The organism is Salinivibrio sp. IB872 (assembly GCF_001995345.1).
In the GTDB taxonomy this organism is placed as follows: domain Bacteria; phylum Pseudomonadota; class Gammaproteobacteria; order Enterobacterales; family Vibrionaceae; genus Salinivibrio; species Salinivibrio proteolyticus.
Genome location: NZ_MUFO01000012.1, coordinates 58078 through 71342 on the forward strand (window position 1 = coordinate 58078; position 13265 = coordinate 71342).

9 protein-coding genes are annotated in these 13265 nt (G+C 51.9%); 3 read left to right on the forward strand and 6 right to left on the reverse strand.

Going from position 1 to position 13265, the window contains the following annotated elements; all coding sequences use genetic code 11:
- Positions 1–4: 4 nt before the first annotated feature.
- From lpxK to BZJ18_RS07065, 3 genes are read right to left on the reverse strand one after another with little or no spacing between them, the layout of a single operon-like run.
- Positions 5–994: a tetraacyldisaccharide 4'-kinase gene (gene lpxK / locus BZJ18_RS07055; protein ID WP_108743128.1), complete on the reverse strand. Its 990-nt coding sequence runs from the start codon at positions 992–994 to the stop codon at positions 5–7.
- 2 nt (positions 995–996) lie between these two features.
- Positions 997–2751 (reverse strand): lipid A ABC transporter ATP-binding protein/permease MsbA, encoded by a 1755-nt coding sequence (gene msbA, locus BZJ18_RS07060; RefSeq protein WP_077455883.1) that lies wholly within the window; start codon positions 2749–2751, stop codon positions 997–999.
- Between the two features lie 43 nt (positions 2752–2794).
- Positions 2795–5095 carry a DNA internalization-related competence protein ComEC/Rec2 gene (locus tag BZJ18_RS07065; RefSeq protein ID WP_158011260.1) on the reverse strand — a complete coding sequence of 767 codons (2301 nt, stop codon included), beginning with the start codon at positions 5093–5095 and terminating at the stop codon, positions 2795–2797.
- Positions 5096–5124: 29 nt separating this feature from the next.
- Between BZJ18_RS07065 and BZJ18_RS07070 the strand changes: the two genes are divergently transcribed.
- The gene (locus BZJ18_RS07070; RefSeq protein ID WP_077455885.1) at positions 5125–5682 is read left to right on the forward strand and encodes a DUF2062 domain-containing protein; all 558 of its coding nucleotides are present in this window, start codon (positions 5125–5127) and stop codon (positions 5680–5682) included.
- Between the two features lie 200 nt (positions 5683–5882).
- On the opposite strand, the gene lolE is transcribed toward BZJ18_RS07070, so the two are convergent.
- Genes lolE through BZJ18_RS07085 form a run of 3 tightly spaced genes read right to left on the reverse strand, consistent with a single transcriptional unit; the run spans position 5883 to position 8999 of the window.
- Positions 5883–7121: a lipoprotein-releasing ABC transporter permease subunit LolE gene (gene lolE / locus BZJ18_RS07075; protein ID WP_077455886.1), complete on the reverse strand. Its 1239-nt coding sequence runs from the start codon at positions 7119–7121 to the stop codon at positions 5883–5885.
- Complete coding sequence (gene lolD, locus BZJ18_RS07080) at positions 7118–7819, reverse strand: lipoprotein-releasing ABC transporter ATP-binding protein LolD (protein ID WP_077455887.1); 702 nt, start codon at positions 7817–7819, stop codon at positions 7118–7120. The genes lolE and lolD overlap by 4 nt, the downstream gene beginning before the upstream one ends.
- Entirely contained in the window at positions 7812–8999 is a 1188-nt protein-coding gene (locus BZJ18_RS07085; RefSeq protein WP_077455888.1) for a lipoprotein-releasing ABC transporter permease subunit, read from the reverse strand. The genes lolD and BZJ18_RS07085 overlap by 8 nt, the downstream gene beginning before the upstream one ends.
- A gap of 202 nt (positions 9000–9201) precedes the next feature.
- Here BZJ18_RS07085 and BZJ18_RS07090 point away from each other — a divergent pair, with 202 nt between their 5' ends.
- Positions 9202–9795, forward strand: coding sequence for a PilZ domain-containing protein (locus BZJ18_RS07090; protein ID WP_077455889.1), 594 nt, complete (start codon positions 9202–9204; stop codon positions 9793–9795).
- A 4-nt stretch (positions 9796–9799) separates the two neighbouring features.
- Positions 9800–13264 (forward strand): transcription-repair coupling factor, encoded by a 3465-nt coding sequence (gene mfd / locus BZJ18_RS07095; protein WP_077455890.1) that lies wholly within the window; start codon positions 9800–9802, stop codon positions 13262–13264.
- Position 13265: the final 1 nt, after the last annotated feature.

Genomic DNA, 13265 nt, shown 5'->3' on the forward strand with positions numbered 1-13265 from the left:
TCCTTTAATTTTTATGCTTTTTCAGGTGGTGAAGCTTTTCTAGCACATAGTTTGCCGCTGTGTCAGGGAGTTTCGCTGCCACAGGCAAATACCACCAATTGTCTTGAGCAATGCCTTGATATTTCACAGCATCTTTTTCGGTCATCAATAGATGTTGCCCCTTTGCGGCTAAACTGTCTAGCGCTTCGGCACTCAATGATTGATGATCTTGCACCGCTTCACTGTGTACCGGGGTCACACCCATTTTTTGTAAGGTGGCAAAAAAGCGTGGCGGATGACCTATGCCCGCCATCGCGACCACCTCAGGGAGAATCGACACCTGACAACGTTGGCCACTACGTAAATTCACCGCTTCGGTCGGTACCAATGTCATCGGCCACTCCCCTTGGTGCGGCTCACCTCCATTGTTGACCACCATATCCACGGTATCGAGACGTGACGTCTGCTCGCGCAATGGTCCTAATGGAATATAGTGCCCGTTTCCGAATCGACGCTGACCATCCACAATCACAATTTCGAGGTCGCGATCGAGCCGGTAGTGCTGCATACCATCATCCGTAACCACTACATTGACGCCCTCATCGAGGAGTCGTTTAACTGCCGCGCTACGATCCGGGTCAACACAAACAGGCACTTGAGTACGGCGGGCAATCAAGACCGGCTCATCACCGGCCACGCGAGGAGAGGTTGTTTGCGACAACAACAATGGATACTGTTCCGACTTCCCCCCATAGCCACGTGATACCACTCCGGGACGGTAGCCTTGGGCCTTCAGTTGCTCCACCAGCCAAACCACAAACGGCGTTTTGCCATTGCCGCCGATCATGATGTTACCCACCACAATCACAGGCACGGGCGCGCGATAACTGGGGGCTTTACCACTCAGATAGCGCTGACGACGATAGCGTGCCACCGCGCCAAATAGCTTGCTGATGGGCCACAAAGGGGCGGCCCAAACCGGAACATCTTCACGAAACCAAAGTTTTTCAACCATGGTCAGTCACCAAATTGAATACGGTGCAACTGGGCATACGCACCGTCTTGCTCTAACAGCGCCTGATGGTTACCACGCTCAACAATTTCACCTTCATCCACAACGAGAATTTGATCCGCATCCTCAATCGTGGATAAACGGTGCGCAATCACCAACACAGTGCGGTTTTTTTGCAACTCGTCCAATGCTGCTTGAATGGCGCGCTCAGATTCAGTATCCAATGCCGAGGTCGCTTCATCCAAGATCAGTACTGGTGCGTTACGCAGCAGCGCACGAGCAATGGCAAGGCGTTGACGCTGACCGCCTGATAAGCTGACGCCATTCTCACCAATAATGGTGTCATACCCTTCATCCAATTCACGAATGAAGTCGTCTGCATACGCTAGTTTTGCCGCCTCAATGATCTGCTCACGGGTGAACTGATCTTCGGCTGCATAGGCGATGTTGTTGGCGACCGTGTCGTTAAACAGGTGGACATTTTGCGAGACCACCGCCACATGTTGGCGCAGATTGGCCAGCTTATATTCATCAATGGGCACGCCATCCAATGTGATGGTGCCACTGTCGATGTCATAAAAACGCGTTAACAGATTGGCAATGGTACTTTTGCCTGAGCCGGAACGTCCCACCAGCGCCAAGGTTTGCCCGGCAGGTAATTCAAAGCTGACATTGCGAAGCGCAGGCGCTTCTTTGGATGGATACGTAAAGACGACATTGTCCACCTGAATATCGCCCTTCACACGATCCGCTTCATGCTCACCGGTATCTTTTTCGGTGTCGAGTTCCATCAGATTGAACAGGCTGTGACACGCTGCCATGCCTCGTTGGAACTGCGACGTGACGTTAGTGAGGGATTTTAGTGGACGCATCAAACCAAACATCGCACCGAACACCACTGCAAACGTACCGGCAGTTAGCTCGGAGCGAATCGCCTCGGTATTCGCCAGTACCAAGACCACGACCAGCGCCATCGAGGCAATCAGCTGGATCACTGGGTTAGCAATAGCTTGAGCAGAGACCAGTTTCATCGTTTGTTGGCGCATGCGATTACTGACTTTATCAAAGCGCGCTTTTTCAACGTCTTGGCCACCGTAGCTCAGGACAACTTTATGTCCTTTCAGCATTTGTTCTGCCGAGCTAGTGACGGACCCCATGGCATCTTGCATATTTGATGAGATACGACGGAACCGTTTCGACACCACGCGAATCGAAAACGCCACCACAGGCGCGATAACCAACAAAATCGCAGATAGCTGCCAGCTCGACCAAAACATCAGTATCATCAAACCGAGAATTGACGCTCCCTCACGAACTAGGCTCACTAAGGCACTGCTTGTCGCCGATGCAACCTGTTCGGAATCATACGTGATACGAGAGAGCAAGGCGCCGGAGGATTCTTGATCGAAAAAACTGACGGGCATTTTCATAAAGTGGTTAAACATGCGTCGGCGCATGGTCATCACCACATTCCCTGATACCCATGACAAGCAGTAAGCGGAGACAAAACTAGACAGCCCGCGAACTACCATCAATACCACGAGATAAACGGGCATCCATTTGAGGAAATCCCCCGTCACGTCATCATAGGTAAAACCTTGATCGAGGAGTGGCTTGAGCATGGAGAGCATGAGGGTATCACTGGCAGCATTGATAACCAGTGCGACAATAGCAACGATCAAGCCAAGCTTATAGTTGGCGATGTATGGCCAGAGTTGCTTAAACGTCTGCCAGGTCGTTTTATCTTGATATTCGCTCATTAAAATCGTTTAGCTGTGTAAAACAGACCGGCATTCTACTCTTTTACCCGCCGTCGTCCAAATTTACCGGTCGCCGTTCAAACAGCGTCCGATACCATTGCCCTTGATGGTCACGCCGCCACCGTGTCATTTGCCATCGACCCTGGCGGCGCTGAAAACGCAATTGGCCATCTTTCGCAGTATCTAACCACGTGATCCCTGCTTGCTGATAACGCTCGCGAACAGCTACCGCTGGCAATCCCCACGGATTAAATAACCCGGTAGACGCCACCACCCAGTGCGGTGATACCGCGGTTATCCAAGGCGGTGACGATGACGATACACTACCGTGATGGGGAACAAGCATAATGTCGCTCTGCACAGCTTCGCGACGCTCTAAACGCGCCAGCAATGCCAACTCCCCCTTTGATTCAATATCGCCGGTTAGCAATATACTGGTGCGTCCATCACTGACCCGCACCACACAAGAGTCATTGTTACCCGCACGGTCCACTTGTCTCGGCGGCCAAAGCACGTTAAACCTCAACCCTTGCCAATCCCACCTGGCGCCTCTCTGACAGGGTAAATAACCACGTCTTTTCTCACTGGCCCGCTGCCAAATCGGTTGAAAGCGTTCGGTGACATACCCTGCTCCACCATCATGGTCACTGTCACCATGGCTTAAGAGTAGGCCATCGAGTTGATCAATGCCTCGTTGCTCAAGGATCGGCGTAATCACCGCTTGCGCGATCCCGCCTACTTGCCATCGGTTTCCGGTATCATAAAGCACCGCTCTGCCGTTTTTAGTGATTAACACCGCTAAGCCATGCCCTACATCGAGCACATCCACCTGCCAGTCGGGCAATGGTGGCGCACGCCATGCAAAACCAGTCGTCACCAATACCAATAAAAGCGACGTTTGGCGGTGCCAACGCCAACTCATTATCATCCAACATCCCCCTGCCACCAGCAAAGACCACAACCACGATAACGGTGGAGGCTGCAGCCAGGCTTGGCGGGCAACGTCGGCAAGCCATATCACTGGCGCTAGGCTCAAATCGGCCGCTTGCCAAATAAATGTCGCGACGGTACTGCCCGCTATGAACTGAGCAACCAGGGCGACAAAGACCAAGGGCACCGTAAATATTCCCACCCAAGGAACAGCAAAGAGATTTAACGGCGTGGCGGCGGCGCTCACACCAGAAAAAAAGCCCAGTTGCAGAGGCAACATGCCTATCAAGAGAACGAATTGAATAAACACCAGTTGCTTGCCCCGCCAAATCATACGGGCATAAGCTGTGGCCGGAAACTCTCGCCAACGAGGTAGCGAGTAATGCGCGAGGCACAGCGCTGACACTGCGGCAAACGACAGCCAAAAGCTCAACGAAAAACCAGCAAAAGGGTCGCGCAATAACACAGCCAGTAAAGTGATTTGCAACAAGGTACTGGGAGACACCTGTGCCCCCATGCGCTTTGCACTGGCATAGATAAATAGGGCAATCAAGGCGCGCTGGGTGGGCAACGCAAATCCTGCCAACGCGGCATACCCTAAAGCAACCAGCATAGCGCTATAGAGCGGCCACCAAAGGGTGAGTCGCCATTCGGGTAGCAGCAAGCGGATCGCCCAGCCTACTTGCCACCCCAACGCAAACGCCAGCCCAATATGAAGCCCAGAAATAGCCATCAGGTGAGCAAGACCACTGTGCGTCAAGATCTGCCAATCTTCATGGGTCAGCCATTGCCGCTCTCCCAAACTTAGCGCCAGTAAATAGCGGCCATAACGCAAAGGCTCAAGCACGGGGGACAGTGCATTTAAGACTGATTGCCGCCATGATGGTGTGTGGGTGAGCTGCTCGGCGTTTTTGAGGCTGGCTTTGCCATGAATCCGTCGCGCCACAAAGTAACGCTCTGCATCAAAGCCCGCTTCGTTTAAGCGTCCATACGGCGACTTAAGTCTGACAGTGAGTCTCCAACGCTTACCTTGTTGCGGAAAAGGAGGCGATTGCCAATAAAGGCGAACACGAACTGAACGAAAAGGCGGTAGTGGTTTATCATTAATTTTATCAACGTCAAAAATAATCGATTGTGGGCCGGCTTTGGGACTAAAAAGGCTGCCCACAGAGCCAGATATTGTAGTATCCTCTGTGCTAGAAATGATGTGGATCACGTCTGCTTGGTATAAGGTTGCGGATAATACAGCCCAAGTGAGCCCTAACGCGCTCCCCGCGAGCCACCACAGGCGCTTTTTCCACCCAAAACGAAACACAATACACGCAATGAAACACGTCCAAATCGGTGGCAGACTGGGCCACCATGGCAGCGATAAAATCGCCGCGGCCAAGCCGAGCGTGAATGTCAGCTTCATCGCGTAACATCCAGGTAAATTAAGCAGGTATGCCCAAGAAGTTTTTTCAACGCTACATGCCAAAACGCGAGGCATTGCGCGATAACAAAGCACTGCGCGTGTTTGGAAGCCTGTTGCACGACCCTAACCTGTGGTGCTTGAATCGTCGCTCCGCATCGGGGGCGTTTGCGGTCGGTTTGTTCATGGCATTTGTCCCTTTGCCCAGTCAGATGATCATGGCGGCGGGACTGGCAATCTTGTTTGGTGTCAATCTTCCTTTGTCGGTCGCTTTGGTCTGGATCAGTAACCCCATTACCATGCCCGTGCTTTTCTATCTCGCGTACAAACTCGGCGCGTGGATGATGAAGACACCGCCCTATCCCTTCCATTTTGAGCTCTCTTGGCACTATTTGGTTGAACAAATGGGCCACATTGGACCGCCTTTCTTTCTCGGCTGTATGACCAGTGGTTTGGTGCTCGCCGTGATTGGCTATTTTGCCGTCAGAGGCATTTGGCGCTATTCCGTGGTAAGAAGCTGGCAAAAACGTAAACTTCGTATTCCGAAAAAGTTAAAAGAAGTACTGCCGAAGCCGAATAAACCCTCTTGATATTCACGGTGATATCAGGCAACGCTAAAACGGTAAGAAAGGAAAACAAGCCGCTAGAGGGCGCATTGCGACGCAGTCATCATCCGGCATTATCAAAACGTAAAACCACCCCAAAATTGTCGAGACAGATCGAAAAAGGGCCAGTACTCATACTGGCCCTTTTGGTAATTGCTTGTAGTAGCTGGCGCGCTAGCTAGCCACTATTTTGCACTCAATACCGCTGCTGGCTGCAACTGACACGCGCGACGCGCTGGATACCAAGCGGCCAATAAGCTGAGGAGCATCGCGGTTAAACTCACCACCACCACATCCGACACGCGTAACTCACTGGGTAGGAAGTTAATAAAATACACATCACCGGAGAGAAAACGGTGACCCACAACCTGCTCTATCCATTGGATTAAGTGGGTTAAATTGCTTGCCAGCAATACCCCCAGTACACTGCCAATCAGGCTCCCCAACGCACCGGCGAATAGCCCATACCAAACAAAAATCCGTCGTATCAAGGTATCGCCTGCTCCCATCGTACGCAGAATCGCGATATCAGCAGCACGGTCTTTCACAGACATCATCAGCGTCGACACCACGTTAAAACAGGCCACCCCAATCACCAAGACCATGACGAGATACATAATCGAACGCACCAAATGGATATCGCGATACAAATAGCCAAATTCACTGGTCCAGTCTTTCATGTACACATATGCAGAGAGTGTCTGACCGACTTCTCGCACAATACGCCGAGCCTCCAATACAGGCTCGACTTTGAGTGAAACTCCTGTGACAGCATCACCCAGCGCCATCAATTGCTGCGCATCGGATAGGCGCATCAACGCCAACGCATGATCTATCTGTCCGCCAAGCCGTAACAATCCACCCACTTGCATTCTCACTCGCTGAGGTGAACGCAACTTTAAGCTCGCATCCGCCGCGGGGATCATCACCGTTAACCAATCGCCTACCTTCACGCCTAAGCTATCGGCGACACCTTGCCCGAGCACGATATTTGATTGCCYCGMTGGCAAACTGTCCCAACCGCCATCAATAAACGCACCAATGCGACTCACGGCCGATTCGTCGCTCGGTGAAACGGCACGGATCTGGGCTGGCTTAAGTGCACTGCCATGTTCCATTAACACAGTCATTTCCACGTACGGTGCGGCAGCCACCACTTGAGGATGCTGCAAGGCTTGGCGCTTTACTTGCTGCCAATCGTCAAGCGGACCATTCACGCCAAACACTTGCGCATGCGGCACCACAGAGAGCACGCGCTGATTAAGCTCACGCTCAAAGCCATTCATGGCCGATAGACCGACAATAATGACCATCACACCGATGGCAATGCCAATCACCGATGACAACGAGATAAATGAGACCAACCGATTACGCTGGCGAGCACGACTAAAACGGCGTCCAATAGCTAACGACAGTGGTTTCATTGCCCCTCCTCAGTGGCACTCACAGCAAGCAGTTGGCCATCTTGCATTCGCACTTGGCGGTCAAGTTTGGCTGCCAGCTCACTGTCATGCGTCACCACGAGAAACGCCGTCCCATGTCGTGCATTCAACGAACGCATCAAATCATAGATCTCCAAAGCTGTCGCATGGTCAAGATTCCCCGTCGGTTCGTCTGCGAGAACCAGCTTAGGATCGTTGACTAGCGCACGCGCGATCGCAACACGCTGACGCTCGCCTCCCGATAACTCAGCAGGGCGGTGGGATAAACGATGGCCCACGCCGACCGCATTCAGCATCTCCGTAGCCCTTGCTGTGGCCGTTTTGCGTGCAACTTTGTTGATCAGCAGTGGCATCATCACATTTTCAAGCGCAGTAAAATCGGCCAGTAGGTGATGAAACTGATAAACAAATCCAAGCGCTTGGTTTCTTAGCTGCGCTTGTTGGTTCGCAGACATTTGGCTAATCGCTTTGCCCTCAAAATACACCTCACCCTCGCTCGGTGTATCAAGCGTGCCCAAGGTGTGCAGCAAGGTACTTTTGCCTGAGCCAGACGAGCCGACAATCGCCACAAGCTCTCCCGATGCAATGGCCAGAGACACCTGATTCAATACATGAATCGCCTGACCACCCTCTTGATAGGTTTTACTGATTTGGTGACAGGACAACAAAGACTCATTCATAACGCAGTGCCTCAGCAGGTTGAACAGATGCCGCTTTAAAAGCAGGGAAAAGGGTCGCTAACGTGCTCAGCAAAATAGCCAACACCATGACCATAACGACGTGAATTGGATTGACGACCACGGGAAGCGCAAGGCCATTGCCCAGCAAACTCACCCCAAACAGGGCCATGATTTCATTAATATAGAGAGACGCAAGTACTCCCAATACGCCCCCGACCAATGCGCCCAATAACCCACTGAGTGAGCCTTGAGCGATAAAGACAGCAACAATATCGCGATTTTGCATGCCTAAGGTTTTCAAAATGGCAACCTCGGCTTGCTTCTCCATCACCACCATGATCAAGGCAGCAATAATGTTGAATGCAGCGACAATAATGATCAGACTGAGCATTAAGCTCATCATGTTCTTTTCCATCTTCACCGCTTGAAAAAGCTCGCCCCGCCAGACGCGCCAATCTTGCCACGCTGCACTCTCTGCCATCGGTTTGAGATCCGTTATCGCAAAGGGATCGTCAAGGAAAAGACGTAAGTCTTGCGCTTGCTGCGGCGGAATACGCATTAAACGCGCGACATCATGGATATTAGCCAGCATCAATTGATTATCGACATCGGTCCCGGTGTGAAAAATGCCCGCCACGGTGAATAAGCGCTGCGCAGGGATTCGCCCAATCGGGGTAAATTGGCTCGCACTGGTGACCATCACTCGCACCTGATCGCCAACACGTAAACGTAAATTACTCGCCATCGCTCGGCCAATGATGATTTGATAACGGCTCTCGGCTAACGCTTGAATATCTCCTTGTAATAAATGGTCTGCCAACGGCTCATAAGCGGTTGGGTCAACCCCTTCTAATAAACCTGCACTCAGCCCTGTTCGGCTTTGTAACACCGCCTCTGTGGTTTGAATGGGAGCCGTCGCCACCACATGTGGCCATTGTTCAACGCGGTTTTTTACCGATGCCGTTTGTCCGTCCGCGATGACCGCATGCGGTAGTGCGCCTAAAATGCGGCCTTTTAACTGGGCTTCAAAGCCATTCATCACCGATGACACGGTGATCAAAGCGAGCACACCAATGGCAATTCCTGCAGTAGACATAGACGACACAAATCGCCCAAAACGATCGGCCGATCGGCCGCGCAAATACCGCAAGCCAATAAACACCGATAAGGGTTGATACATAGTGCACCTAGCTTATTGTTTTGATTCGCTGCAAAGCATACCTGCCTGAGCGAATGTCGCCAAGTTTACACACCGATTTGACTGAATATTGACGAATACTGCCCAGAAGCGCACGTTGACGCCCGATAAGGCGGTCTTGAAACTTTACCTAACGCGACGGGTGCGTGATAATCATCAAATGACTGCAAGATAAGGCACAGTGATGAGCCAAGACGAGTATTTTTCTGTAAGAGCCGCCATACGCATCAATGTTGAGCCGCTTCAAGATAGCCAAGCCCAACCCGATGCGGATGCATTTATGGCGGAAATCCCCGCGCCCTTTCGGGTTGCAAGCCAATGTGGCCAAGTCGATAACGCGGTTGAAAAAGAGTTACAATCTCTTGAGCCGGACGATGCCTCAGCACTGTACCGTATCTTGCAAGCGCAAAACGAAAAGATCACTTTAATGATGGGCTATATGCTCAGTCAGGAAGACGATCCCACGCAGCGCTTCACCACCCATACATTCGGCGCAAGCAGCTTTGCCTATCTAAGCCCTGCGCCGTTAAAGCACGGCGATCATGCGCGTGTGAAGCTGTTTCTTAATTTTCCACCCACAGCGATTTATTGCTATGGCGTGGTCACCCACTGTGAAGAAAAAGCGCCTGACGGTGACCATCCACCCCAATATTTGATCCAAATCCAGTACACACGCTTATTGGAAGACGACCGAGACACTCTGATCCGCGCCGCCTTACATCATCAGCAAAAGCTTTTGCGAAAGCGCGCACTCAACCGAAAGAAATCAAGCAGTTAAATTCATGACTCAACAACCGCTTTACACGTTTACCCTTCCCCGTGGTGCGGGTGACGTCAAACACCTAGGCAACTTAACGGGTGCGGCGTTACCGATTGCCGTCGCCAACATTCGCCAGCAACATCAGGGACCCATTTTTTTGTTGGTGCCCGATAACCAAACCGCGATTCGTTTGCAGCCCGCTATCAGCCAATTCACCGAGGGGCAGTGCGATATTTTTCCCGACTGGGAAACCTTGCCTTATGACAGCTTTTCGCCCCATCAAGATATTATCTCTGCACGACTGGCGTGCCTGTATCAACTGCCAACCCAAGGTGACGGCGTACTGATCGCACCGGCGAGTACCGCCTTACAACGTGTGACGCCGAAGCAATTTCTCCATCAGCATGCATTAATGGTGAAAAAAGGGGACGTCCTGTCGCTCGAGAAGCTGCGCGACCAGCTAACGGATGCCGGCTATCGCCATGTTGACCAAGTCATGGAGCACGGTGAATTTGCCAGCCGCGGTTCGATCCTTGATTTATTTCCGATGGGCAGTGATGAGCCTTATCGCATCGACTTTTTTGATGATGAAGTGGACACGATTCGCCAATTCGATCCAGAAAATCAGCGTTCGACGGGTGAGTTAGCGCAAATTCAACTGCTACCTGCACACGAATTTCCCACCGATGATGCCGCCGTCGAGTTTTTCCGTGGCCGCTTCCGCGAGCACTTTGAAGCCCGCCGTGAACCAGAATCTGTCTACCAACAAGTCAGCAAAAAAACATGGCCGGCGGGGATTGAATACTGGCTACCGCTATTTTTCGACCAAACCGAAACGCTTTTTGACTACTTGCCCGATAACACCCTGATTTTAACCGTGGGTGATATCGAAGCGGCGATGACACACTTTCTTGATGACGTGGCACACCGCTACGACCAGCGCCGCGTGGACCCCTTACGTCCGCTGTTACCGCCGCACGCTATTTGGCTTAATAAAGACCAGCTGTTTAGTCACTTGAAGGATTATCCGCAACTGCGCCTATCAAGTGACAACGTCACAGAAAAAACAGGCCGTGAGAATGTCGATATCTCTCCACTGCCGACGTTAACGGTCAATCATCAAGCCAAAGAGCCGCTAGCCGCACTGCGCCAATTCAGTGAACAATTTAGCGGCCACTTGGTGTTCTCGGTCGAATCGGAAGGTCGCCGCGAGGCACTACTTGATCTACTGACTCAAGCCAAAATCCGCCCCGTGGTCGCTTCGTCGCTCTCAGACGCGCTGGCGCAACCGGGCCGATTCAGCCTCATCATTGGGCCGGTTGACCAAGGCTTTATTGATAATACTCGTCAATTTGCCCTGATTTGCGAAAGCGACATGTTTGGCGAACGTGCTGTACAGCAACGCCGTCGTGATAAGCGCAAGCAAAGCGTCAACAACGATGCCGTGATACGCAGTTTAGCCGAGCTCAAACCGGGACAGCCTGTGGTTCACCTTGAGCATGGCATCGGTCGCTACCAAGGACTGCAGACGCTTGAAGCCGGTGGGCTCAAAACCGAGTACATGACCCTTGAGTACCAGCAAGGCGCCAAGCTTTATGTACCAGTCGGTGCGTTACACTTGATCAGTCGCTACTCTGGTAGCGCGGAAGACACTGCGCCTATCCATAAGCTCGGTGGCGAAGCGTGGGAAAAAGCACGTCGCCGCGCGGCAGAAAAAGTGCGCGATGTCGCTGCAGAGCTATTGGATGTTTATGCCAAGCGTGAAACCAAGCCTGGCTTTGCCTTCAAACACGATAAAGAAGCCTATCAAGCGTTTCGAGCCAGCTTCCCGTTCGAAGAAACACCGGATCAATCCCAAGCCATTAACGCGGTCCTCTCAGATATGTGCCGCCCCATTGCTATGGATCGCTTAGTGTGTGGTGATGTGGGTTTTGGTAAAACGGAGGTAGCCATGCGGGCTGCGTTTCTTGCCGTTAACAACAGCAAACAAGTCGCCGTGCTGGTGCCAACCACCTTGCTTGCCCAGCAGCATTTTGAAAATTTCCGTGACCGCTTTGCCAATTTACCGGTACGCGTCGAGGTACTTTCTCGCTTTAAATCAGCGAAAGAACAAAAAGCCATTCTGGCCGACTGTGCCGAGGGAAAAGTCGATATTTTGATCGGCACCCATAAACTGCTGCAATCGGATGTGAAGCTGCGTGATCTGGGCTTGCTTATCGTGGATGAGGAGCACCGCTTTGGCGTCCGCCAAAAAGAGAAAATCAAAGCCATGCGCGCCAACATTGATATTCTCACCCTCACGGCAACCCCGATCCCGCGTACGCTCAACATGGCCATGAGTGGCATGCGCGATCTCTCGATCATCGCCACGCCCCCATCCCGCCGCTTGGCGGTAAAAACCTTTGTCCGCGAGCGCGAAGACACCTTGGTCAAAGAGGCGTTGTTGCGCGAAATTATGCGCGGTGGCCAAGTGTATTTCTTGCACAATGACATCGAAACGATTGAAAAAACCGCGAATGAAATCAGTGAAATGATCCCCGAAGCGCGCGTAACCGTGGCCCATGGTCAAATGCGTGAGCGCGAACTCGAGCGGATCATGAGCGATTTTTATCATCAAAAATATAACGTCTTGGTGTGTACCACCATCATTGAGACCGGTATCGATGTGCCGTCTGCGAACACCATCATTATTGACCGTGCCGACCACTTTGGTTTAGCCCAGCTTCACCAACTGCGCGGACGCGTCGGTCGCTCGCATCATCAGGCTTATGCCTACCTACTGACCCCACATCCTAAGCGGATGACCAAGGATGCCGCCAAGCGTTTAGAAGCCATTGCCTCCCTCGAAGATCTGGGCGCTGGTTTTACCCTTGCCACCCATGATTTAGAAATCCGCGGGGCGGGAGAGCTATTAGGCGATGAGCAAAGCGGCCAAATTCAATCGATTGGCTTTACCCTCTACATGGACATGCTTGAGCAAGCCGTCGAGGCACTAAAAGAAGGCAAAGAGCCGAGCTTGGATGCGCTGTTAAAAGAGCAAACCGACGTCGAGCTCCGCCTCCCCGCTCTGCTGCCGGATGACTATATCCCTGACATCAACACCCGTTTGTCGATGTATAAACGCATCGCCAGCGCGAAATCGAATGATGATATTCAAGAGCTTCAAGTCGAGTTAATTGATCGCTTTGGGCTGCTCCCTGATGCCACCAAAAACTTGTTACATGTCCAACAAATCAAGTTACGGGCGGCACACCTAGGGGTGAAGAAAATCGAAGCCAGTGACCACGGAGGAGTGGTTGAATTTCATGAGGATGCGCAAATTGATCCCGGATTCTTAGTCGGACTGTTACAATCGCGTCCAGACAAGTATAAATTTGATGGGCCAACCAAAATTAAGTTTGTCGAAAGCCTCACTGACCGACGTGAGCGGATGAACTTTATTGATGAGCTGTTGACTCAATTTGCAAGTCACCAACTGGTCGCCTAAT

Bases quoted from the DNA above. Each gene is read 5' to 3' on its own strand.
- lpxK (WP_108743128.1), bottom strand. From the start codon at position 994: ATGGTTGAAAAACTTTGGTTTCGTGAAGATGTTCCGGTTTGGGCCGCC.
- lolD (WP_077455887.1), bottom strand. From the start codon at position 7,819: ATGAATGAGTCTTTGTTGTCCTGTCACCAAATCAGTAAAACCTATCAA.
- BZJ18_RS07085 (WP_077455888.1), bottom strand. From the start codon at position 8,999: ATGTATCAACCCTTATCGGTGTTTATTGGCTTGCGGTATTTGCGCGGC.
- BZJ18_RS07065 (WP_158011260.1), bottom strand. From the start codon at position 5,095: ATGAAGCTGACATTCACGCTCGGCTTGGCCGCGGCGATTTTATCGCTG.
- BZJ18_RS07090 (WP_077455889.1), top strand. From the start codon at position 9,202: ATGAGCCAAGACGAGTATTTTTCTGTAAGAGCCGCCATACGCATCAAT.
- msbA (WP_077455883.1), bottom strand. From the start codon at position 2,751: ATGAGCGAATATCAAGATAAAACGACCTGGCAGACGTTTAAGCAACTC.
- BZJ18_RS07070 (WP_077455885.1), top strand. From the start codon at position 5,125: ATGCCCAAGAAGTTTTTTCAACGCTACATGCCAAAACGCGAGGCATTG.
- mfd (WP_077455890.1), top strand. From the start codon at position 9,800: ATGACTCAACAACCGCTTTACACGTTTACCCTTCCCCGTGGTGCGGGT.